The sequence below is a fragment of the Luteimonas sp. gir genome (assembly GCF_037198055.1).
GTDB lineage: Bacteria > Pseudomonadota > Gammaproteobacteria > Xanthomonadales > Xanthomonadaceae > Luteimonas > Luteimonas citri_A.
On the sequence record NZ_JBBAXQ010000003.1, the window covers coordinates 154,473 to 177,634 of the forward strand.

A 23,162-nucleotide genomic window follows, 5' to 3' on the forward strand; every position below is an offset into this window, starting at 1 on the left:
AGCTCAGTACAGATCCACCGGGTCGATATCCAGCGACCAACGCGTCCGCCGCGCCTCGGGGAGCGCGTGGATCGCCGGCAACGTCGCCTCGAGCACGCCGTGCAGGCGCGCCCGGTGGTCGGCAGCCAGCAGCAGTTGCGCGCGATAGGTGCCTGCGCGTCTGGGCATGGGGGCGGCGACCGGGCCGTCGAGCGACAGCGTCGGTGCGCCGTTCGCGTCGCGGCCGATGTGGGCGGCCAGCAACGCGCGGGCCGCGTGCAGGAAGGCCATCGGCGGTTGCGCGTGCGGCGATTCGGCCCGCAGCAGCGCCAAGGGCACGAACGGCGGGAAGCCAGCCGCCTGGCGCTGGTCGAGCTCTTGCGCGGCGAAGGCGTGATAGCCGCCGTGCACCAGCGTCTGCAGCAGTGCGTGGTCCGGGTGGTGGGTCTGCAGCAGCACCTGCCCGGCCTTGTCGGCGCGGCCGGCGCGGCCGGCGACCTGGATCAGCAGTTGCGCCAGTTTTTCGCCGGCACGGAAATCGGCCGAGAACAGGCCTTCGTCGACCCCGACCACGCAGACCAGGGTCAGGTTCGGCAGGTCGTGCCCCTTGGCGAGCATCTGCGTGCCGATCAGGATGCCCGGACGCGCGCCCAGTTCTGCAAACAGGCGTTCGAGCGCATCGCGCCGCCGCGTGCTGCCGCGGTCGATGCGCAGCACCGGCACGTCCGCAAAACGCGCGGCCAGCAGTTCCTCCAGCCGTTCGGTGCCGATGCCCTGCGGCTGCAGGCCCAGACTGGCGCAGTCGGGACAGGCCGGCGGCGCGCTCTGGCGGTGACCGCAGTGGTGGCACTGCAGGCGGCGGCCGCCGGCATGCACGGTCATCGGGTGGCCGTGCTCGGGCGTGCTGCATCGTGGGCAGTGCGCGCTCCAGCCGCAGTCGTGGCACAGCAGCACCGGGGCGTAGCCGCGGCGGTTCTTGAACACCAGGACCTGGCCACCGGCATCGAGTGCGCCGCGGATCGCGACGAGCAGTTCGGGCGACAGGCCGGCCTCGAGCGGGCGCTTGCGGACATCCAGCACACGGACCGTCGGTGGTCGCGCACCGCCGGCGCGTTGCGCCAGGCGCAGGTGGCGGTAGCGCCCGGCCACGGCGTTGTGCAACGACTCGAGCGACGGCGTGGCGCTGCCCAGCAGCACCGGCACGCCGAGCGCCTTGCCGCGCACCAGGGCGAAGTCGCGGGCGTGGTAACGGATGCCGTCCTGCTGCTTGTAGCTGCCGTCGTGCTCTTCGTCGACGACGATCAGGCCGGCGTCGGGCAGGGGCACGAACACCGCCGAGCGGGTGCCGACGATCACGCGCGCCTCGCCGCGCCAGGCCGCGGCCCAGACCCGGGCGCGCTCGCCGTCGCCCAGGCCCGAATGCAGCGCATGCACCGGCACGCCCAGACGGGCGCGGAAGCGGGCCAGCGTCTGCGGGGTCAGGCCGATCTCGGGCACCAGCACCAAGGCCTGGCGTCCACGGGCCAGGCAGTGCGCGATGGCCTGCAGGTAGACCTCGGTCTTGCCGCTGCCGGTCACCCCATCGAGCAGCAACGCGGCGAACCCTTCGGTGGTGGTCACCGCGTCGATGGCGGCGCGTTGCTCCGGGTTCGGATCGGGCCCGGCCTGTGGGGCCGGTGCAAGGCGGGACGCGGCGATGGCGATGCGTTCGACCAGGCCCCGCGCCGCCAGGGTGCGGGCCGCACTGCGCCAGTCCGGCAAGAGCAGGTCCAGCGCGTCCTCGTCGCGCGGCGTGGCCTGCAGCAGTTCGGCCAATCGACGCGGGCGGGCGCCTGGCTTCAGGCCTGGGGCCGCCGTCTGGCCGGCTTCGGTCAATTGCCAGGCCCAGGCATGGGTCTCAGGCAGCGGGTCGCCGCGCCGCAGCGATGCCGGCAACGCGGTGGTCAGCACCTCGCCCAGTGGAGCGTGGGTGTAGCGCGAGAGCCAGCGCAGCGAGGCGTCGAGCTCGCCCGCGAGCAGCGGCGCGTCATCGAGCAGCGCGAGCGCCTCGCGCAGTTGCGGGGCATCGCCGGCCGGTGGCCCCACCTCGGCCACCACGCCGACGAGCTCGCGCGGCCCGAACGGCACCCGCACGCGTCGGCCGACGTGCGCGGGCGTGGCGGGATCGCCGCCGACCGGCGGCCGATAGTCGAACAAGCGCGGCAGCGGCACCGGCAGCGCGACGCGCAATACGGTGGGGAGGGAGGCAGAGGTGGACACCGGCGCAGTCTAGGCGCTGCGCGATGCCCAGGGCAGGTCCGGCGAGCGACGTGACGTGGGCTGCAGTGCGGATTCGCCGGCGCCATCCCCGGCATTGCCGCCGTGCAGAGGCGTCGCGCCGTTTGCAGGCCGAAGTTGCGGACAGATTCACGTTTCCACTGCAAGTGACGGATTGGTAAAGAAATCCGGCTTATCCACACATCCTGTGGATAAGGCTGTGCATGAACGGATTGAACCCCCCTCGTAGTCGGCATTCAGTGCGGCCGACGTTCGGTTGGACAAAAAAGTGCCAAATCTTTCTTCTTCTTTAGAATCAAAGGCTTGGCCGTGAAACATTCCGGTCATGAGCCGCGCGATGCCGCTTGACTTCAGCCAAATGACAGCTTCGTGAGTCCTGTGCACAACATCGACATGCATCCGGCGCCTGTGGAAAGCGCAATCGCGCTTGTCAAGACTCGCCTGCATCGGCGCGGCCGCTATGATGCCCGGCCCGAACCGTCCTTCCCGATGCGTCCGTCTCCGTCGTCCGTCCCCGGCAACCCGCCTGCCGCTGCCGCATTCCTGCGTGGCGTGGAGCGACGCGCGGCGATGTTCGCGCAGTGGCAATGCGGCGACCTCGACAGCGGGGACGCTGCCGTCGCCGCGGCGATGGCCGAGTTCGTCCGGGGGGCGACCACGGTGCCGTTCGCCGACTGGCCGCGCCGCTTCTGGTCGTTGCTGCTCGCGGCCCCCGCGCTGCGCGCCCCTCGGGCCGGCAGCGCGGCCGATGGATTGCCGGCGCTGGACCGCCTGCCTGGCGGGCCGCGCGTCGTTGTTCTGCTGCGGCTGGCGGCTGGCTTGCCCGAGCACGAGGCGGCCGCGGTGCTCGGTGTGTCGCGTGCGACCTATCGGCTCGGCCTGCAGCGTGCCTTGCCGCGGGGCGAAGACGGCAGCCCCGATGTCGCGGCCTGGCGCGCGCTGGCCGGGGCCGTCCAGTCCGGCATCCGGACCTTGCCACCCGACCGCCTCGCACGCTTGGCCGCCCTGCGCGAGGCAGCGCTGCGCGGCCGCGCACCGACGCTGCGGCGTTATCCGGTGGCGCGCGGCGAGGTCGAGGCGCCACCGCCCGAAACCCGAGCAGTGACGCGGCGCCCGGGATGGCTCTGGCCCGCGATGGGCGCAGTCGCATTGGCGACGGTGCTGGCGCTCGCCGCCACCTGGAACGGGTCGTGGCGCGGCGGGCTGGCCGAGGAGGAGATCCGGATCGAAGCGCTGGCCGACAGCGCCCCGGCGGCGCGCTATGACGCCCAGGCCGCTCTGGTGACCGAGCGCGACTTCGAACTGCTGCTGGCGCAGGACGAGGGCACTGGCTGGCAGGCAGACCCGGCGTTCTTCGCCTGGCTGGCGGCGCAACGCGAGCGTCCGCAGGACAGCACGGCGGACACCCATCTGCAGCCCGCCCAGACCGACGACGATGGCGAACCGGAGACCAGCGATGCGGAGCTGTAAACGCGCGTTGCGCCTGTTCGGTGCGCCATTGCTGTGGCTGGCCGGCAGCGTATGGGCGTTGCCGCCGGCCTTGCCGCTCGAGCGGCTGCCCGACCTGGACCGGGCCCGCCTGACCGAGCGGACAGCGCGGCTGGCCACGATGTCGGCCGCCGAGCGCGAGGCGCTGGCGGCACGGCAGGCGGCCTGGGCTGCGTTGCCGGCGGCCGAGCGCGCACGTCGGCGACTGGCATTCGAGGCGGCGTCCGATCTGCCCGAGGCCGAGCGTGCGCGGCTGCAGCAGGCCGCCGCCTACTTCGACAGCCTGCCCGAGGACGAGCGACAAGCGCTGCGCCTGCGCTTCGAGCAGCTGGACCTGGGGATGCGCCGCGGCTGGCTGCTCGGCCCGACGCTGGGGGCGATGTGGCCGCAGTTGCATCCGCTGTTTGCGGCGATGCCCGACGCCCAGCGTGCGCCGGCGATCGCGGCGTTGCGGGCGGCGTCGTCCCAGGGGCTGGCGGACCTGGCGTTGCTGGCCCAGCGCACGCCGCCGCAGGATCGCGATGCCCTGCGGCGCCAGTGGCTCGCGGTGCCCGCGCCCGAACGCGACGCGTGGTTGCGTGCACGCGTCGCGCCATAATCTTTCTGAGCTCAGGCCGCGTACAGCGCGTAGCCGGCCATCGGGATCGCGACGCTCAGAAACAGCACGACGTACAACGGGCCGATCGCCGCGAACTTGATCAGCGTCCAGGGCCACGACTGGCCGTAGACGCGCTTCTGCATCGCCAGCAGGTACAGCGGCAGCGCGCACAGCAGCAGTGTCTGTCCCCAGCCCAGCGCACGTGCCGCCCAGCCGGCATGGGGAGCGAGCCAGCCGCCGGCGAGCGCGCAGCAGAACACCAGCAGCAGGCCGAGCATCAGCGCCGCGTGGCTGTAGAGCGCGATGACGGCGTGCTCGAGGTAGAGCCGGCGCTGGAACAGATAGGCCAGCTTGAGCAGCAGCGCGAACAACGGGACCAGGATGAACAGCGCCGTCGGTGCGGCGCCGAGCAGCGCCCGGCTGAAGGCGCCGGGGTCGTCGCGCATGCGCATGAGGTTGCGTTCGATGCGTTCGGCCAGCGGTCCACCGATCGTTGGCGGTGTCGGACTGTCGGCGGCGGCCGTGGCGTCGCGGACCGCGGCTTCGCCCTGCGCCGTGCCGTCCTCGTGGACGCCTGCGCCCGCGTCCCCGCCCAGCGCGTGGATCCGCGCCTGCGCCTGCTGCCGGAGCAGCGCCTCGGCGCCGTCGAGCTGTGTCCGCACGCCGGGGAGCGCGCCGGTGACGCGGCGGGTCTCCTCCAGATCGCTGAGCACGTCGTCGCGGACCTGCACCACCTCGGCGACCGTCGTGGCCGCAGCGATGCGTCCGTGCGTCTCGCGGTCGAGACTGTTGGCCGCGATGGCGAACGTCGCGCCGTCGACGAGGAACTTGGCGACGAAGAACGTCAGCAGCGTGAGGATCACGAACAGCCGCATCGGCGCGACGTAGCGCACGCGTTGTCCGGCCAGGTAGCGCGCCGCGACGCGGCCGGGCACCAGCAGGTCACGCAGGGTCCGGAAAATGCGTCCATCGAGATGCCAGAAGGACTCGAACACCTCCTCGATCGCATGGCTGGCGTGGCGGACCGGGCTGTGGGTGGACTGGCCGCAGCGATGGCAGAACGCGCCCTGCAGCGGGGTCTCGCAGTTCTCGCAGGCGGCGGGCGCCGGATCGTGGGCATGAGGCATGGGCAAGTATCGGTCGTGTCGCGGTAGACGATGCGCGTGACTGGGAGGCCCGCGGTTGCGATTGCGCCTTGGCCCGCCGGCCGATGGCCGTTCCCCCGGGATTCGCGCAATGCCCGTAAAATAGCGGGCTTGTGCGCCCCGGCGCCAGCGCACGCATCGGTTTCGTACGCGCGGCCGCAGTCGCCAGAGTGGTCCCCATGTCCTCCCCACCTGCCATCCCGCGCTTCGGCCACGAAGTGCGCAGCACCGCCTTCCTTGCTGCCCCCCTGGTTGCCGGCCATGTCGCCACCGGCCTGATCGGCTTCGTCGATTCGGTCATTGCCGGCCACCACGGTACCAACACGCTGGCCGCCGTCGCGGTCGGCACGGCGATCTTCTGGCTGCCGCTGATGGTGCCCATGGGCACCTTGATGGCGGTGCCACCATCGGTGTCGCAGCTCGACGGCGAAGGCCGCCATGCCGAGGTGGGGCCGCTGTTCCGGCAGGCCCTGTGGCTGGCCGCCGGGTTGGGTGCGCTGCTGCTGGTCTTGCTGACGCTGCTGGCCAACGCGCTGGGGCCGCTCGGCATCGCGCCGGACATCTTGCCGGGGGCCACGGCATTCCTGCACGGCATCCGCTGGGGCGTGCCGGCGCTGACGCTGTACTTCTGCATGCGCTATCTGAGCGACGGCATCCACTGGACGCTGCCGACGATGCTGTTCGGCTTCGGCGGGCTGCTGGTGCTGGTGCCCACTGGCTACGCGCTCGCCTTCGGTTGGGGGCCGTTCCCCGAACGCGGCGCCGGTGGCCTGGGCCTGGCCTCGGCGATCATGATGTGGCTGCAGGCACTTGGCTTTGCGACCTATCTCGCGATGTCAAAGCGCTTTGCCCGCTACGCGCTTTTTTCGCGATTCGATCCGCCACGCTGGTCGAAGATCGGTCCGTTGCTGCGGACCGGGTTGCCGATCGGGGTCACGGTGACGATGGAAGGCAGCCTGTTCGTGGTGACCGCGCTGCTGATCGGCCGGCTCGGCGAGATCGAGGCGGCTGCGCACCAGATCGCCATCAATGTCGCCGCGCTGTGCTTCATGGTGCCGTTCGGGCTGGCCGAGGCGACCACGGTGCGCGTGGGCAATGCCGTCGGCCGTGGGCTCGGCAGTGCCGGCGTGCGCCGCGCCGGGTTCGCAGGGCTGGCCCTGGTGCTGGCGACCCAGACCCTGTCCGGCATCGCGCTGTTGCTGGGCCACGACCACGTGGTCCGCGCCTATACCCAGGATGCGGCGGTCGCGTCGCTGGCCGGCGCGCTGCTGCTCTACGCCGCGGCGTTCCAGTTTCCCGACGGCATCCAGGCGTTGTCGGCCGGCGCGCTGCGCGGGCTCAAGGACACCCGGGTGCCGATGTTCCTGGCCGCCGCGGCCTATTGGGGCGTGGGCATGGCGCTGGGCGCGGGGCTCGGCCTTGGCCTGGGCTGGGGACCGAAGGGCATGTGGATCGGGCTGATCGCCGGCCTGTCGGTGGCCGCGGTGCTGCTGGGCGGCCGGTTCCTGCGCACCAGCCGGCGCGTGACGACGCCGTTGGCGGGCCGGCTGTCACAGTGACCACCGGCGCATGCATTCGGCCGGCCGCCCGGGTAGTCTGCCGCGGTGGACCGGACCGTGCGTGGCATTGTCTACATCGTCAGCGGATCCGGGCCCTTTTCTAATGGAGTCGTATCGAGCATGAGTACCGTTGTGCAGCCCCCGCGCGCGCCGTTGACGCGCTTCATCGTCGGTCTCTGGGACGGCATGAACTTCATCCGCAGGCTGATCCTGAATCTGCTGTTCTTCGGCCTGTTGTTCCTGTTCGCGCTGCTGGTGTTGCTGGCGATCGTCGGCGGCGGCTCGCGGCAGGCGCCGCTGCTCGACCGCACGACGCTGGTGATCGCGCCCGAAGGCGCGCTCGTGGAGCAGTACCGCAGCGATCCGCTGACGCGCGCGCTGGCCGAAAGTGGCGGCGGTGGCACCGGCGAGGTCCAGCTGCGCGATGTGCTGCGTGCGCTCGAGGCCGCCAAGCAGGACGACCGGATCGAGCGCGTACTGCTGCGGACCGATCGGCTGACGTTCTCGGGTTATGCGTCGATGCGCGAAATCGCCGACGCACTGGCCGAGCTGCGCGCGGCCGGCAAGCAGGTGGTCGCATTCGGCGAGTACTTCGGCCAGCAGCAGTACCTGCTCGCCGCGCAGGCGGACGAGGTCTACCTCGACCCCGAGGGCGGCATGATCCTCGAGGGTCTGAGCGGCTATCGCCAGTACTACCGCGAGGCGCTGGCCGACAAGCTGTCGGTGGACATGCATCTGTTCAAGGTGGGCGAGTACAAGTCCGCGGCCGAGCCGTTCATTCTCGATGGCGCTTCGCCCGAGTCGAAGGAAGCCGACCTGTACTGGATGAACGACATCTGGCAGCGGCACGTGGCCGACATCGCCAAGGCGCGCGGCCTGACGCCCGAGGCGATCAACGCCGAGATCGAGTCGCTGCCCGCTGGCATCGAGGCGGCGCAGGGCGACCTGGCGCGCTACGCGCTCGATCATGGCTACGTGGACGGTCTGAAGACCTTCGAGGAAGTCGAGCAGTTGCTGGTCGAGCGCGGCGTCGCCGATGACGATGCCGACGGTGGCTTCCGCCAGATCGCAATGCGCGACTTCCTGGCCCATGTCGAGCCGCGGGCCACCGACCGCCGCGCACAGGTGGCGGTGGTCGTCGCCGAAGGCGGCATCACCGGCGGCGACCAGCCGCCGGGCACGATCGGCGGCGAGTCGACCTCGGCGCTGCTGCGCGAGGCGCGCGAGGACGAGCACGTCAAGGCCGTCGTGCTGCGTGTGGACTCGGGTGGCGGCGAAGTGTTCGCCTCCGAGCAGATCCGCCGCGAAGTCGACGCGCTCAAGGCCGAGGGCAAGCCGGTGGTGGTGTCGATGGGCGATGTCGCCGCATCGGGCGGCTACTGGATCAGCATGAACGCCGACCGTATCTATGCCGATGCCTCGACGATCACCGGGTCGATCGGCATCTTCGCGCTGGTGCCCACGTTCCCGCGCACGCTCGAGAAGATCGGCGTGCGCACCGACGGCGTGGGCACGACCCGCTTCGCTGGCGCCTTCGATCTGTCGCGCGAACTGCAGCCCGAGGCCGGGCAGGCGATCCAGGCGATCATCGATCGCGGCTACCGCAACTTCATCGGCAAGGTCGGCGATGCGCGTGGTCGCAGCAGCGAGGAGATCGACACCGTCGCCCGCGGCCGCGTGTGGAGTGGTACCCAGGCGCTCGATCGCGGTCTGGTCGACGAACTCGGCGGCCTGCGCACGGCGATCGCCAAGGCGGCCGAACTCGCCGAACTCGGCACCGACCGCTGGCGCGTGCGCTACATCGAGAAGACCGCGACGCCGTTCGGACGCTTCCTGACCGGCCTGGTCAGCGGCCGTGCCGGCAGCCTGCTGCTGGGCCACAGCGATCTCGCGCGCGGGCTGCTGTCGCGCGCCGCGCCGCGGGCCGAACAGGACCTGCGCCTGCTCGAGAGCGTGATGACGCCCGTGCCCGGCAAGCCGGTCAAGGCCGTCGCCTACTGCTTCTGCGAGCTCTGACCCGTCACAGCCGCGCCTAAACCGGGGTCAGAGTGCATTTTCCCTGAAGGAAAATGCCACTCTGACCCCGGTTCTTTGTTTCTTCTAGCGGCGGACGTCCAGGCGGCCGCTGTCGACGAGGGCGGCGACATCGTCCGCGCCGACGAGGTTGAAGTCGCCGGGGACGCTGTGTTTGAGGCGCGCCGCGCCCAGGCCGAATGCCAGTGCCTGCGCGTCCTCCATGCCCGACAGCACGCCGTGCAGCACGCCGGCGGCGAAGGCGTCGCCGCCGCCGATGCGATCGACGATGCCGTCGACCGGTAATGGATCGAGCCGATGGACTGCGCCGTTGCGGTGCACGAGCAAGGCGCCGAGCAAGTGGCTGTCCACACTGCGCACGTCGCGCTGGGTGCAGGCGATCCGCTGCAGATACGGGAAACGCGCGAATGCGCGCGCGGCGGCGGCGATCGTGCGCTCGGCGGGCGGCAGGTGCGCCTCGCTGGCCTCTGGCCCCACAATCAGATCGACGTCGCGATAGTCGATGAACGCCAGGTCCGCCTCGGCCAGCAGGGCCTGCAGCAGCGGTGCGGGCCGGTCGTTCCACGTCGCCCACAGCTTCGGCCGGAAGTTGCCGTCGAACGACACGAGCGCGCCATGCGCGCGCGCGGCACGGACCGCGTCGGCGGCGGCCTGCGCACTGCTCGGGCCGACCGCAGCGGTCACCCCGGACACGTGCAGGCAATCGATGCCGTCCAGCAGCGACGGCCACGCGTAAGTCTCGGCCGCGGCGCGTGCGAACGCCGAGTCGGCGCGGTCGTAGACGACATCGCTGGGGCGCAGTCCGGCGCCGGTCGCCAGGAAGTACAGGCCCATGCGCCCGGGAACGCGGCGCACGCGCGACACGTCGACGCCGTGGCGGCGCAGCTCGCCGAGCGCGGCCTCGCCCAGCGCGTTGTCGGCGACGGTGCCTGCGAATGCGCTGTCGTGTCCGAACCTCGCGAGCGAGACTGCGACATTGGCTTCCGCGCCGCCCACGTGCACCTGCAACTGCCGGCTCTGCAGCAGGAGTTCGCGCCCCGGCGCGCCCAGGCGCAGTAGCAGTTCGCCGAAACAGAGGATGCGCTTGCCCATGAACAATGACCTGTGGGGTGGGCCGACGACGCGCGCAGGCCGAAAAGTGAGTCTGTCGCGCCGCAGCATGCGTCGCTCGCGGCGTTCTGATAGCGTTTGGCCCGCGGTGTCATTTCGGGCGCCGTCACCACATTAGCAAGCGCGACGATGCAGTCAAGCCGCGCCACACGATGCACCGGGCACCCTGGGAGGGGACGTATGACGCAGTGGGTCGATTCAAAAAAGACACCGGTTACCTTGCTGGCGACCGGCATCGCGCTGGCGCTCCAGGCGGCCGCATTCCCCGTGCTTGCGCAGCAGGCTGCCGGTGCTGACGATCAGGCCGCCGAGCTCGACACGGTGCGGGTGGTCGGCTACCGCGCGAGCGTGGAAAAGGCGCTCGACATCAAGCGCGGCGAGGCCGGCGTGGTCGACGCGATCGTGGCCGAGGACATCGGCAAGTTCCCCGACCTCAATCTCGCCGAGTCGCTGCAGCGCATTCCCGGCGTGGTGATCACGCGCGAAGCCGGCGAGGGTCGCAACATCTCGGTACGCGGGCTCGGCCCGGACTTCACGCGCGTGCGGATCAACGGCATGGAGGCACTGAGCACGGTCGGCGGCAGCGACGGCGCGGGCGGCACCAACCGTGGGCGTGGCTTCGATTTCAACGTCTTCGCCTCGGACCTGTTCTCCCAGCTCATCGTCCGCAAGACGGCGTCTGCCGAGGTCGAGGAAGGTTCTCTCGGCGCCACGGTGGACCTGCGCACGGCGCGTCCGTTCGACTACGACGGCTTCACGATGGCCGCCAGCTGGCAGGCAGCTTACGAGGACGCATCGGAAACCACGTCGCCGCGCCTGGCGGCCTTGGTGTCCAACACCTGGGCCGATGGTCGCATCGGTGCGTTGGTGTCGTTCGCGATCAGCGAGCGCAAGGGCGTGGAAGAGGGCACGGGCACGGTGCGCTGGGCCAATGGCACGAGCAACGGCGGCTTCAGCGCGGACTCGCCGTTCCAGGCGGCGCGCGGCGCCGATGTCTACCACCCGCGCTTCCCGCGTTACACGTTGATGGAGCACGACCAGCAGCGCACCGGCGTGACCGCGTCGCTGCAGTTCAAGCCGACCGACCGGACCACGATTTCGCTCGACGGCCTGTACTCGAAGATCGATGCCTCGCGCGATGAGCGCTACATCGAGGCGTACTCGTTCAGTCGTGGCGGCGCTGGCAAGCCTGAAACGATCGTCCGCGATGGCGAGATCCGCAACGGCGCGCTGGTCTATGGTGTGTTCGACAACGTGGATCTGCGCTCGGAAAGCCGCCACGACGAGTGGAGCACCACGTTCCGCCAGTTGAGCCTGGAAGCCGAGCATCGCTTCAGCAGCGACTTCCGCGTGAGCGGACGTGTCGGGACCTCGCGATCCGAGCACGGCAATCCGGTGCAGGCGACGATCATGATGGACAAGCTCAATGTCGACGGCTACAGCTACGACTACCGCCAGGATCCGTATCGGCCGGTCTTCGACTACGGCATCGATCCGACCGATCCGGCCGGGTGGACACTGTCGACGATCCGCTTGCGACAGAACTATGTCGAGAACGACTTCGACTCCGGTCAGGTCGATTTCGATTGGAACCTGGCCCCCGGCTTCCGCCTCAAGGGCGGCATTCTGGCCAAGGACTATTCGTTCGGCTCGCGCGAGTTCCGGCGCACGGCCAACGAGGCCCTCGTGCCGGCGTTCCCGGACGGCTCGGCGCAGGTGCCGACCGACCTGGTCACCCTCGCCAGCCTCAGTGGGCTGTCCGGCGCGCCTGGCACCTGGGTGGTCCCGGACTTCAACGCGATCGCCAACCTGTTCGGCATCTTCAGCGGCGAGGGCACGTTCGCGCAGGGCGAGTTCGCGGCGAGCACGCGCAGCGTCGACGAGCAAGACCGCGGCGCCTATCTGCAGGGCGAATTCTCGACCGATCTGGGCTCCATTCCGTTCTCCGGCAACTTCGGCGTGCGCTATGTGCGTACCAAGCAGTCGTCGACCGGCATCGCATCGGCGAGTGGCACGCCCACGCCGACTACGGTCGCGCGCGAATACAGCGATACCTTGCCTTCGATGAACCTGGTCGCCGAGATCGCGCCCGATCTCCTGATCCGGCTTGGCGCGGCCAAGGTGATGTCGCGTCCCGGCCTCGGAAGCCTGACGCCTGGTGTGACGGTCAATGTCAGTGGCTCGGCGCGGACTGTTGCCGGCGGCAATCCGCTGCTCGATCCGATCCGTGCCAAGACCGCGGATCTGGGCTTGGAATGGTACTTCGACGAAGGCGCGATGCTGGGCGTGGGCCTGTTCTACAAGGACATCGACAGCTTCATCCAGAACACTCGCGAGACCCGTTCCTTCGCGTCCAGCGGGTTGCCGGCCAGCCTGCTCGACGGCACGGGCGTGTCGGTCAACGAGGACTTCGTGTTCTCGGTGCCGATCAACACTCCGGGCGGCAAGCTCAGGGGCGTGGAGGCGAACTACACGCAGCCCTTCACGTTCCTGCCGGGCATCTGGCGCGACTTCGGCGTGCAGTTGAACTACACCTATGTCGACTCGCAGATCCAGTACCTGACCTCGTCCGGCGCGAATGCGCAGAAGACCGATCTCACCGGGTTGTCGAAGCATTCCTGGAACGCGACGCTGTTCTACGAGGGCGAGCGCTTTTCCGGGCGTATATCGGCGACCAACCGAGACGATTATCTGATCCAGGTGCCCGGCACCGAGGTCGGCTTCGACAGCGCCGGCAATGGCGTGCACGGACAGTCCGGCACGACGACCATCGATGCGTCGCTGCGCTGGAAGCTCGACGAGCAGTTCGAGATCACGCTCGAAGGCATCAACCTGACGAACGTGGCGCAGGAGTCCTGGGTCGCCAACCCAGCGCTGCAGTTGCCGCTGGAGTACAGCCAGACCGGCCGCCAGTACCTGCTCGGTCTGCGCTACAAGTTCTGATCCTGCTGTGCGACAAGCCGGGGCGGCCTGAGGGCCGCCCCGTTTTCGTGTGTGCGAACCAGCGGCTTGCAAATGCATGGCGGCACTGTGCTCGGTGCGCATCGCAGGTGCGTTGCACGCCTTCGACGTCCTACTTGTTGCGCTGCAAGATGCACCGCCCGTGTCGCCGCTGTTACCGTTTCGGCCCGAATGACCATCGGTGTCATTTCGGGGCGCGGTGCTGATGCCACCGCTCGATGCGCGACACAGGGGAGGAGCCAGACCATGCAAGACACGACCGATCGCCGGAAGACACCGGTTTCCCTGCTCGCGGCCGGCATCGCTGTCGTGCTGGCGTCGCCGGCTTTTGCCCAGCAGGCCGCCGAGGGCCCTGCCCACGTTTCCGACATGGCCGCGGTCACGGTCACCGGCTATCGCGAAAGCCTGCAGAAGTCGCTCGACGAGAAGCGTTACAGCATCGAGCAGGTGGATGCGATCTTCGCCGAGGACATCGGCAAGTTCCCCGACCAGAACCTTGCCGAATCGCTGCAGCGCGTGGCCGGCATCTCGATCGACCGCGAGGGCGGCGAGGGCCAGCGGATCTCCGTGCGCGGCCTGGGCTCGGACTTCACCCGTGTGCGCCTCAATGGCCTGGAAGCGCTGGCGACGGCCGGCAGCGGCAGCGCCGGCGTCAACCGCTCGCGCGGCTTCGACTTCAACACCTTCGCCTCCGAGCTCTTCAGCCAGGTCAAGGTCAACAAGACCCAGTCGGCGCAGATGGACGAGGGCTCGCTGGGCTCGACGGTCGATCTGCGCGGCTCGCGCCCGTTCGATTTCGAAGGCTTCCGCGCCTCGGCCAGCGGTCAGCTGGGCTACAACCAGCTCTCGGAGGAAAGTGACCCGCGCGTATCGGGGCTGATCAGCAACACCTGGGCCGACGGCCGGGTCGGTGCGTTGCTGTCGGCGTCCTATAGCGAGCGTTCGATCTTCGAGGAAGGCTACAACCCGGTGCGCTGGGAGCATGGCAACCACCGCAACTCGAACCAGTCCAACGCCAACAACAACGGCATCTATGGCTTCTGCTCGCCCGCGGGCTACGACCCGCAGACCCCTCGCAACCCCACGTCCGGCGAGCTCGGCAATCCGAACAGCAACAACGGCTACGGCACCTGGGGCATCGACGCGGCCAACTGCGGCACCGGGCTGCCGCGGCCGGAAGGGTCGCAAGCGAACATCGACGCCTACGAGACCGCGACCAATGCCTGGATCCCGCGCTACCCGCGCTACATCCGCACCAAACACGAGATCGAACGCCTGGGTGTGACCGGCGCGTTGCAGTTCCGGATCAGCGACGACACCCTGCTGAGTTTCGATGCGATGTACTCCAAGCTCGACAAGGATCAGCGCGAGGATTCGCTCGGCGCCAATCTGCATCGCGCGGCCAATCTCGGCGGCAAGACCCAGATCATCGTGCGCGAAGCCCAGGTCGACGACCGCAATCGCCTGGTCTACGGCGGGTTCGACAATGTCGATTTCCGCACCGAGTCGAGCCAGATCGAGGAGTCGACCGAGTTCAAGCAGTTCAGCCTGCAGCTCGAGCACCGGTTCAACGACGCCGTCCGCCTGGACGCCACGCTCGGCCATTCGGTGTCCGACTATGCGCGGCCGGTGTTCTCGATGGTCAGCTTCGACAATGCCAACCTCGATGGTTTCGTGCTGGACATGCGTGGCGATCCACAGATGCCGAGCATGACGTTCCCGTTCGACACCAGCAGCGCCGATGCCTGGTCGTGGCTGGGTTACGGTGCGGTGCCGGTCAACAGCAACGGCACTGCGCGCGGCGCCAACATCAGCGAGGTGCGGCTCAATCCGAGCTATGTGAAGAACGCCTTCGACAGCGCCAAGGTGGATCTGGCCGTCGACTTCACGCCGAGTCTGACCTTCCGCACCGGCCTGGCGTGGAAGGACTACGAGATGCGCAGCCAGGAGTACCGCCACATCAGCTACGGCCGCCTGCCGCAGGCGCTGCCGGCCGGGGTGACGCTGGGCGACCTTGGCACCACGCTCGATGGCTTCGGCAAGAACCTCTCGGGCAGCATGCCAGCCTCGTGGCTGATCCCGGATTTCGATCGCATCGCCGATCTGCTCGACATCTACAGCAATGCCGACAACGGCGTGCCCGGCGGCGACTATCGGCTGGCCGGCATCGGCCATTTCGGGTCCTCGAACAACAACTTCGAGGTCACCGAGCGCAGCATGGCGGTCTACGGTCAGCTCGACTTCAACACCGACCTGCTCGAGCGCGCTTTGCGCGGCAACGTCGGCGTGCGCGTGGTCCGGACCCAGATCGACGCGTCGGGCTGGGCACCGTGCCCCACCGGCGGCGAGGCGAACTGCGAGCGTTTCTTCGGCGTGGCCAGCGCGACCGCCGATGCCGGTGAGCGCCTGCTGGTGGGCACGACCGTCGGCCACAGCTACACCGACGTGCTGCCGTCGCTGAACCTGTCCTGGGACGTGGCCGAGAATGTCGTGCTGCGCTTCGGCGCCGCCAAGACCATGGCCCGGCCGACCCTAACCTACATGTCGCCCAGCGTCAGCGGTGGGCCGACGAACTTCTTCGACGACGGGCGAGTGTTCTCGATCAACCTCGGCAATCCCAAGCTCGATCCGTTCCGCTCGACCAATTACGACCTCAGCGCCGAGTGGTACTTCGCCGAGGGCGGTCTGCTGTCGGCGGCGGTGTTCTACAAGGACATCGACAGCTACGTGCAGCGCACCCGCCTGTTGAGCACGTGGGCCGACCTGGGCTATGCCCTCGATCTGCTGCCGCCGGGTTTCACACCCGAGACGATCTTCAACGTGCAGAGCTACTACAACACGCCAGGTGGCCCGCTGAAGGGCTGGGAGCTGACCTACCAGCAGCCGTTCTCGTTCCTGCCCGGGTTCTGGCGCAACTTCGGCGTGCAGATGAACTACACCCACGTCGATTCGGACATCGAATACGTGTTCAGCACCGCGGCCAACAGCAATGCCTCGGTGGTGACCCAGGTGACCGAGAACCAGCTGGTCAACCTCTCGCCAAACTCGTACAACGCCACGCTGTACTACGACGACGGCCGCTTCAGTGCACGCGCCTCCACCAGCTACCGCGACGGGTACATCGGTGAGGTGCTCAGCCGCGAGAACGTCTGGGACCTGGACGGCAACCAGTTCGCCACGGCCGATGTGACTGGCAAGCACAGCGTGCGCAACGTCGACTTCAACATGTCCTATCGCGTCAACGACAAGCTCAGTCTGACGTTCGAGGCGATCAACCTGCTCGACACCGCCGACCGGCGCTATGTCGATTCGGATCTGATGCTACCCGACCGCTACACGGTGACCGGGCGGCAGTACTACGTCGGTGCCCGGTATCGCTTCTGAGCCCACACCGCGTCGGCTGCGGCGACACGCCCGATGCATCACCGTCGGCATATCGAGCGCGTGCGGCCGGCGCGGCATCGTCCGACAATCCGTACACGCGCCAGCTGCGGCCGGCGCATCTGTCGAGGGAGGCAACCGCTTGAACCCGATGTCGATCCGAGTCCTGGCCGCCGCGTGCGCGTTGGGCCTGTCCGCCGCCGCACATGCCCAGGCGCCCCGGCTGCTGTTCCATGTCTCGGCCGACCAGGGGCTGGTGGCCGATGTCGCTGCCGGCGACCCGGTGCCGAACTTCCAGGACAAGGTGCGTCTGGTCGAAGACGGCGTGCGCGGCAGCGCGATCACCTGGGATGACGATGGGGTGCTGTCGTGGGATGCGCCGGGCAATATCGACGCGCAGCGCGGCACCTTGAGCTTCTTCTGGCGTGCGCGCGATCCGCTGGGCGAGGCGCCGTTCGTGATCTTCCGCGTCGGCTATGCCGACCATTCGAGCTGGGACATGGCGTGGCTCCGGATCGACTGGAACGGGCACGGCTTCGATGCGTTCGTGACCGATGCCAACCTCGCACGTTCGCGGGTGTCGTTCCGCATGGACACGCCGCCCGCGGCCGACGCCTGGACCCATATCGCGTTTGGCTGGGATGAGACGCTCGGGGTGCGCTTGTACGTGGACGGGCGCGAGGTCGCGCGCGAGGACCGGCCGGCGAACACCCAGGCCAGCTTCGATTACGACGCCGGCCTCGACCAGTTCGGGCTGGCCGCGCGTGTGCTTGCGCCGCACCAGGTGCAGAGCCGCTACAACTTCCTGCGCGGCAGCGATGTCGACGACATCCGCATCCACGACCGCATGCTCGATGCGGCCGCGGTCCAGGCCGTGCGCGCGTTCGCCAAGCCGACCTCGTCGGTCGCGCCCGCCCAGCGCCAGGCCGCCTGGCTGTTCCGCCACGGCTGGCAGAATGGCGCGGCGCCGCCGCTGCTCGATGCGCCGACCACGTCGATCCGCAAGGTCGAGTTCGCCGACACACGCGATCTCAAGCAGTGGATGTGGAAGGCCACCGACGGCATCGCCGAGACCACCTGGCCCGGCGTCTACAACCGCTCGCGGCTGCGCGGGCGCGATGACTATTTCCAACTGCCGGACTGGAACACCTACGTCGAGGGCGGCCGCGCGCTGGATCTGACCCTGCCCGACGAGCCGGTCAACCGGGTCGAGATCCGCGGCGCTGCCTACGGTCGCGTCCTGGCCGGCGACGATGTGGAAAGTCTGCAGCCGCTGTTCGAACGGCCGCAGGGCATCGTGCGCAGCGTCGACGACTTTCCGCTGCGCCGTGGCGGGCACCTGCGCTTCGAGAACGTCGCGCAGGAAACCCCGATCCAGGAGATCTGGGCCTATCGCGTCGAGGCCGCCGACGAGCCTGCGGGCTCGGTCCGGCAGGTTTACACCGTGCGCAGCGACGCCGAGGTCGACTACACCAATCTCGCCGAACTGCGCGGCTATATCGAGGGCCGGTTCGCACCGGAGGAACGCAGCACCGTGATCGCGCTGCCCGGGCGGGCGGCGTATCGCAAGCGCGAGTCGGCGTCGGCCGATGCGCCGCGGCAGCCGGTCGTGCATGTGCTGATTCCCTCGGGCATCGGCGATGCGCCGGCCGCGCAGCCGCTGATCCGCAGTTGGGCACACAGCTGGGAGAACATGTACGACGGGCTCGATGGCATCGCGATCGACCTGCCTGCGCTCGACCTGCCGGCCACGCATACCGTCGACGGCACCGGGGCGATCCCGCTCAACATCCGCATCAAGGACCCGATCTGGCCGGCGCGCGACATGATCGATGTCTCAGTCTCGGTGCGCCCGGGCCAGGCACGCACGCTGTGGCTGGACCTGCGCGATCGCATTCTCAGCGACGACAGCCTGTGGATCAGCATCGCTTCGGCGGCGCCGGGTTTCGATGCGGCCGCGCTCGACGGGGCGCAGATCCGCATGGTCTACAAGCCGCGCGCCGAGGCGCTGGTCGAGCACGTCGCCGACCGCTTCAACCAGGTGCGCGACAACTGGGGCTTCCTGGTCGAGGAGCACACCACCTCCAAGCGCCAGCGGCTCTACGCACGCGCCTACGCCGACATCAGCGATCTGTTGCGGGTCGATCCCGACCACGCGCTGGGCCGGTTGTACTGGAACTACATGAGCTACAACAGCCAGGGCCGGCCGCCGTTCGCGCAGCCCGAGCCGCCGGCCGGTGTGCCGCTGTGGGCGTTCCGCCAGCTCGAGGACCTCAAGGCGGTCCGGCGCTTCGTCGAATGGTGGATCGATGAGCGCCAGGTGCCGTTCGGCGACTTCGGCGGTGGCATCTCCGACGACAGCGATCTGCTGCAGCAGTGGCCGGGTCTTGCGCTGATGGGCGTGCTGCCCGACAAGCTCAATGCCTCGCTGACCGCGCTGGCCGACGCGGCCTATGCCAACGGCATGTTCACCGGCGGCCTGTCGACGATCGAGACCGACGAACTGCATGCCTATGAGGAGGGCATCAACACCAACAGTGCGATGGCCCTGCTCAACTGGGGCGATCCGCTGACGATGACCCGGCTGATGGAGACCGTGCGCGACCTCGACGAGAAGATCGTGCTGCGCAACCCGCAGGGGCATCGACTGTTCTCGAGCAACTGGTTTGGCGGGCGCAAGGTCTACCGCGAGCCGCGCTGGCAGTGGCAGAAGCCGTACTCGTTCCCGGTGCTGCACCCGGCCTTCGTGCTCGGCGTGTTCAACGCCGACCCGACCAGCCGGAACATGATCACCGGACTGGCCGACGGCTATCTGGCCCATGCCTACACCGATGACAAGGGCGCCTGGCAGTTGCCCAACGAAATCCACTGGGCGACCGGCGAGCGGCGCGGCGGCGATCTGTTCGACGGCTCGGGTGGCGCCGACACCATGCACCTGTACTGGGCGGCGTGGCGGTGGACCGGCGATGCGAAATACCTGCGTCCGCTGCAGTACCGGGTGGACCGCAGCGGCCCGGCCGGTCTGTCGAATCTGGCGGAGAACTATGTCGATGCGCTCGACCGGCGCGCGGATTGGGGCCAGCGTCTGCAGCAGTCCGCCGACAGCGGCGAGACCGGCGTGCAGAGCGTGTTCGCCTGGCAGCAGACCGGTGACAAACGCTATCTCGAGGCGCTGCACGCCGACGGCATCCAGGCCAAGGCGCAGCGCGAATACATGAACACCGAAGGCCATTGGTGGTCGGACCGGGTGGAGGCGCCGAGCGAGTTCCTGCAGCGCGCACGGCTGGGCGGGCTCGCGCTCAAGCGCAATACGACCTATCCCGGGCACACCGTGAGCTGGCGCTTCGCCGATGACACCCAGGCGGAAACTGTCGCGCTGCTGGTCTCGGCGCCCTCGCGCGAACGCTTCAAGGTCATCGCGCACAACACTGGCACGCGCACCGCGCACGCGACGATGACCGGCTGGAATGTCGCCCCCGGGCGCTGGCGGATGGTCAGTGGCGTGGACCGCAATGGCGACGAGACCATCGACGGCCGTGCGCAGACACGCGAGCTCCGGGTCGAATCGAGTGCATCGGTCGACCTGACGTTCGCGCCCGGCCAGACCCAGGTGTTCGAGTTCGAACGCATCGAGGCCGGCACGCCAGTCGAAGGCCGGCCCGACATCGGCATCGGCCGCGGCGACGTGCGTGTGGTCGACGGTGCAGTCGAGGCGACGGTGCACAGTCTCGGCCATGCCGATGTGCCGGGCGGCGTGGCGATCCTCGAGACTGCGGATGGGCGCGAACTCGCGCGGGCGGACCTGCCGCCGCTCGCGGCGCCGCGGGACCTGCGTCCGCGCACCGCGACCGTGCGCCTGCAGCCTGCGGGCCGCCTGCCCGCAGGCGCACAGGTGCGGATCGCGCTGCCGGGCGATACCGAAGAAGTCACGCGCTTGAACAACGTCGCGCCGGTGCGCTGACGTGCGCGCGGCGCTTGGGGGCGTCCGGCATGCGCCGGGCGCCCGACCCGGCTATTGCGTGCCGCGCTGCACGAAGGGCGCCTGGCGGTAGAGCCGGCGCTCGCCGCCGCGCGGGTCGTCCTCGAGTCGCGAAGGCGTGTCGAAGACCATCGTCTCGCGGCGCGCCAGGCTGTACGGCGCCCAGTGCGTCAGGCCGGCATGGTTCGGATTCCCCGAACGCGCGAAGGCGAGCAGGGCGCCCTGCATCGCCGCCGCCATGTCGCGCGCGCGCGCATCCTCGCCGGTGCGGCTGCCGGCACGGTCGATCGTGCCGAACACCAGCGGGATGTCGAGCGTGTGGAAGGCGCGCATCCGCTCGCCGCCGTGTGGATACCAGTCGAGCTGATAGGCCCAGGTGTTGTGGCCCTGGGCGGCGCGCACTTCCAGCTCTTCGACCGCGCCGCGCCACGAGCGGCCGGCGGTGGTGGCGGCGAAAAACACCTCCGATGGCGTGTAGTCCGGGTACAGCCGCCGGTACTCGGCGATCACGACCGCGGGGTCAAGATCGACGAACTGCTGCGTGCGCAGTTTGGCCGGCAACGCCTCCCAGTCCAGGCTGAAGTTGTCCGCATCGTGGCCGAGGAAGGCGCGGGTCTCGTCGCGCGTGTTGCCGATCACCATCGGGATCTGCGCCGACTGCGGTGGCGCATCCGGCCAGAACGGGTGGCGTGGCAATGTCACCGTGTCGACCACCGGGCCGAAGTACAGGCTGCTGTCCTCCACGCGTGAGGGGTCGCGGACGCGCTGCGCGTCGAGCAGGGCCTGCATCGGCAGCGTACGCAGCCGCTCGACGTCCGCGGGCGCCACGCCCAGCGCGTCCAGATACAGCCGCGCGCGCTGGTCGGCGGCGCGCGGCCCGGCCGCGGTGACCTGCTGCCCGCTCATCGTCCAGGCGCGGTGGAACAGCCCATGCGCGGACGGCATCGCCATCAGCGTGGCGATCTTCGCACCGCCGCCGGACTGGCCGAACAGCGTCACGTTGCCCGCGTCGCCGCCGAACTCCGCGGCATGCGCCGCGACCCACTGCAGCGCCTGCACCAGGTCGAGCTGACCGACATTGCCCGACTGTGCCAGCGCCGGGCCGCCGAGGTCGCGCAGCGCCAGGTAGCCGAACGCGTTCAAGCGATGGTTCACGGTGACGACCACGACATCGCCGCGGCGGCACAGGGGGCCGCCGTCGTAGAGCGGATCGCTGCCCGATCCGGTCGAGAATGCGCCGCCGTGGATGTAGACCAGGATCGGCCGGCGCGCACCGTCGCGCAGGCCGGGTGTCCAGACGTTGAGGAACAGGCAGTCCTCGCTGCCCGGGCCTTCGCCGCCGCGCTGCGGTGCGGACGCGCCATAGGCCAACGCGTCATGCACGCCGCGCCAGGCCGGCGCGGGCGCGGCGGGCATGAACCGCCGCGGTGCGGTGTCGGCGCCGTAGCGCACGCCGCGGAAGACGTGCACGCCGTCCTCGATCGCACCGCCGACGCGGCCGCCGGCCACGCGCGCGACGCTGGTGCGGGGCGCGGCGGCGAAGGCAGCGGGCAGGGCGGCGAGGGCGCCGGCGAACGCGCCGGCCTGGAGCAGGCGACGGCGGTGGAGATCGGTCGGGGTGTCGGTCATGGGCGTGGCGGCAGGCTGTCGATCCAGTCGAGGGCGAGGAGCGGCCAACGCGCCAATGGCCCGTGCGCATCGCGCACGCCAAAGCCGTGGCCGCCGGTGGGGAAGATATGCAGCGACGTGGGCACGCCCGCCGCGAGGGCCGCAGCGTGCATCGCCAGCGCGTTGCCGACCGGCACCGCCGGGTCGTCCTGTGCGTGCAGCAGGAACAGCGGCGGCATGCGTGCGTCGACATGGCGCTCGGGCGACAGGCGCGCCAGTGCGACCTCGGCGGGGGTGTCGCTCGCGGCCAGCAGGCGATCGCGCGACCCGGCATGCGCGAGGCCGTCGTGCATCGAGATCACTGGGTAGATCAGCAGCGTGAAGTCCGGGCGCCCGTTGATCCGGTCGATCGCATCGACCGGCGTGTACGCCGGCGCCGGATGGGTCGCCAGTCGGGCGGCGACATGGCCGCCGGCCGAGAACCCCATCACCCCGATGCGTGCCGGGTCGATGCCGTCGTCGCGGGCGCGGGCACGGATGATCCGCAACGCGCGCTGGGCATCGGCAAGCGGGGCGTCGGGCCCTTCAGCATGGCGCCGGTCGGGCAGGCGGTAGCGCAGCACGAACAGCGTGATGCCGGCCGCGTCGACGAAGGCGGGAATCAAGGCGGTGCCCTCCTTGTCGAGCACCACACGGGCATAGCCGCCGCCGGGCACGACCAGCAGTGCCTTGCCATTGGGACGTGCCGGCGCGTACATCGCGAGATAGGGCGTACGCACATCCTCGACGATCCGGTCCGGGCGCGCCGGGTCCTGGCTGCGCTCGGTGACCCGGTCGCCGCCGTTCGATGCCTCAGCCGCTGGCCACAGGTCGATGCGCGTCTTCTCTGCGATCGGGGCGGCCTGCACGGCGCCGAGGCCGGCGGCGCCGAGTAGCAACAGCGCACAGCACAGCGGGCGGATGGACCTGCACTGCATGGAAGAGCGTTCCGATGATGGGCGTGGCGTGCGATGCGTTTTGCCGCACTGCACATTGAAGATGAC

Annotated in this window: 13 protein-coding genes; 7 read left to right on the forward strand and 6 right to left on the reverse strand. The window is 69.5% G+C overall.

All coding sequences use genetic code 11. From position 1 onward, the window contains the following. Positions 1-3: 3 nt before the first annotated feature. Positions 4-2,238 (reverse strand): primosomal protein N', encoded by a 2,235-nt coding sequence (locus tag WAF18_RS07205; protein ID WP_337244497.1) that lies wholly within the window; start codon positions 2,236-2,238, stop codon positions 4-6. A 147-nt stretch (positions 2,239-2,385) separates the two neighbouring features. Next, on the reverse strand, positions 2,386-2,655 hold the full coding sequence (locus tag WAF18_RS07210) for a hypothetical protein (protein WP_337244498.1): 270 nt from the start codon (positions 2,653-2,655) through the stop codon (positions 2,386-2,388). 90 nt (positions 2,656-2,745) lie between these two features. Between WAF18_RS07210 and WAF18_RS07215 the strand changes: the two genes are divergently transcribed. Then, the gene (locus WAF18_RS07215) at positions 2,746-3,726 is read left to right on the forward strand and encodes a sigma-70 region 4 domain-containing protein (protein WP_337244499.1); all 981 of its coding nucleotides are present in this window, start codon (positions 2,746-2,748) and stop codon (positions 3,724-3,726) included. Next, positions 3,713-4,342 (forward strand): DUF3106 domain-containing protein, encoded by a 630-nt coding sequence (locus WAF18_RS07220; RefSeq protein ID WP_337244500.1) that lies wholly within the window; start codon positions 3,713-3,715, stop codon positions 4,340-4,342. Before WAF18_RS07215 ends, WAF18_RS07220 begins: the two co-directional genes overlap by 14 nt. A gap of 11 nt (positions 4,343-4,353) precedes the next feature. Here the strand turns inward: WAF18_RS07220 and WAF18_RS07225 are convergent, their stop codons facing one another. Then, positions 4,354-5,469: a DUF3667 domain-containing protein gene (locus tag WAF18_RS07225; protein ID WP_337244501.1), complete on the reverse strand. Its 1,116-nt coding sequence runs from the start codon at positions 5,467-5,469 to the stop codon at positions 4,354-4,356. Positions 5,470-5,666: 197 nt separating this feature from the next. On the opposite strand from WAF18_RS07225, the gene WAF18_RS07230 reads away from it, so the two are divergent. Further along, the gene (locus WAF18_RS07230; RefSeq protein WP_337244502.1) at positions 5,667-7,046 is read left to right on the forward strand and encodes an MATE family efflux transporter; all 1,380 of its coding nucleotides are present in this window, start codon (positions 5,667-5,669) and stop codon (positions 7,044-7,046) included. A 120-nt stretch (positions 7,047-7,166) separates the two neighbouring features. Then, complete coding sequence (sppA, locus tag WAF18_RS07235; RefSeq protein WP_183427627.1) at positions 7,167-9,062, forward strand: signal peptide peptidase SppA; 1,896 nt, start codon at positions 7,167-7,169, stop codon at positions 9,060-9,062. An 84-nt stretch (positions 9,063-9,146) separates the two neighbouring features. On the opposite strand, the gene WAF18_RS07240 is transcribed toward sppA, so the two are convergent. Continuing rightward, positions 9,147-10,172: a sugar kinase gene (locus WAF18_RS07240; RefSeq protein ID WP_337244503.1), complete on the reverse strand. Its 1,026-nt coding sequence runs from the start codon at positions 10,170-10,172 to the stop codon at positions 9,147-9,149. Between the two features lie 198 nt (positions 10,173-10,370). On the opposite strand from WAF18_RS07240, the gene WAF18_RS07245 reads away from it, so the two are divergent. The 3 genes from WAF18_RS07245 to WAF18_RS07255 all read left to right on the forward strand — a co-directional run bounded on the left by WAF18_RS07245 (position 10,371) and on the right by WAF18_RS07255 (position 20,493). Beyond that, positions 10,371-13,133: a TonB-dependent receptor gene (locus WAF18_RS07245; protein ID WP_337244504.1), complete on the forward strand. Its 2,763-nt coding sequence runs from the start codon at positions 10,371-10,373 to the stop codon at positions 13,131-13,133. A 264-nt stretch (positions 13,134-13,397) separates the two neighbouring features. Then, positions 13,398-16,535, forward strand: a complete 3,138-nt coding sequence (locus tag WAF18_RS07250) for a TonB-dependent receptor (protein ID WP_337244505.1) — start codon at positions 13,398-13,400, stop codon at positions 16,533-16,535. A gap of 148 nt (positions 16,536-16,683) precedes the next feature. Then, positions 16,684-20,493 carry a LamG-like jellyroll fold domain-containing protein gene (locus WAF18_RS07255; RefSeq protein WP_337244506.1) on the forward strand — a complete coding sequence of 1,270 codons (3,810 nt, stop codon included), beginning with the start codon at positions 16,684-16,686 and terminating at the stop codon, positions 20,491-20,493. Positions 20,494-20,544: 51 nt separating this feature from the next. Here WAF18_RS07255 and WAF18_RS07260 read toward each other — a convergent pair whose 3' ends face one another. Beyond that, positions 20,545-22,140 (reverse strand): carboxylesterase/lipase family protein, encoded by a 1,596-nt coding sequence (locus tag WAF18_RS07260; protein WP_337244507.1) that lies wholly within the window; start codon positions 22,138-22,140, stop codon positions 20,545-20,547. After that, positions 22,137-23,096 carry an alpha/beta hydrolase gene (locus tag WAF18_RS07265; RefSeq protein ID WP_337244508.1) on the reverse strand — a complete coding sequence of 320 codons (960 nt, stop codon included), beginning with the start codon at positions 23,094-23,096 and terminating at the stop codon, positions 22,137-22,139. The genes WAF18_RS07260 and WAF18_RS07265 overlap by 4 nt, the downstream gene beginning before the upstream one ends. Between the last annotated feature and the right edge of the window lie 66 nt (positions 23,097-23,162).

Coding starts and splice junctions, on each gene's coding strand:
- WAF18_RS07245 (WP_337244504.1), top strand. CDS start 10,371: ATGACGCAGTGGGTCGATTCAAAAAAGACACCGGTTACCTTGCTGGCG.
- WAF18_RS07215 (WP_337244499.1), top strand. CDS start 2,746: ATGCGTCCGTCTCCGTCGTCCGTCCCCGGCAACCCGCCTGCCGCTGCC.
- WAF18_RS07260 (WP_337244507.1), bottom strand. CDS start 22,140: ATGACCGACACCCCGACCGATCTCCACCGCCGTCGCCTGCTCCAGGCC.
- WAF18_RS07250 (WP_337244505.1), top strand. CDS start 13,398: ATGCAAGACACGACCGATCGCCGGAAGACACCGGTTTCCCTGCTCGCG.
- WAF18_RS07240 (WP_337244503.1), bottom strand. CDS start 10,172: ATGGGCAAGCGCATCCTCTGTTTCGGCGAACTGCTACTGCGCCTGGGC.
- WAF18_RS07210 (WP_337244498.1), bottom strand. CDS start 2,655: ATGCATGTCGATGTTGTGCACAGGACTCACGAAGCTGTCATTTGGCTG.
- WAF18_RS07255 (WP_337244506.1), top strand. CDS start 16,684: ATGTCGATCCGAGTCCTGGCCGCCGCGTGCGCGTTGGGCCTGTCCGCC.
- WAF18_RS07225 (WP_337244501.1), bottom strand. CDS start 5,469: ATGCCTCATGCCCACGATCCGGCGCCCGCCGCCTGCGAGAACTGCGAG.
- sppA (WP_183427627.1), top strand. CDS start 7,167: ATGAGTACCGTTGTGCAGCCCCCGCGCGCGCCGTTGACGCGCTTCATC.
- WAF18_RS07230 (WP_337244502.1), top strand. CDS start 5,667: ATGTCCTCCCCACCTGCCATCCCGCGCTTCGGCCACGAAGTGCGCAGC.
- WAF18_RS07265 (WP_337244508.1), bottom strand. CDS start 23,096: ATGCAGTGCAGGTCCATCCGCCCGCTGTGCTGTGCGCTGTTGCTACTC.
- WAF18_RS07220 (WP_337244500.1), top strand. CDS start 3,713: ATGCGGAGCTGTAAACGCGCGTTGCGCCTGTTCGGTGCGCCATTGCTG.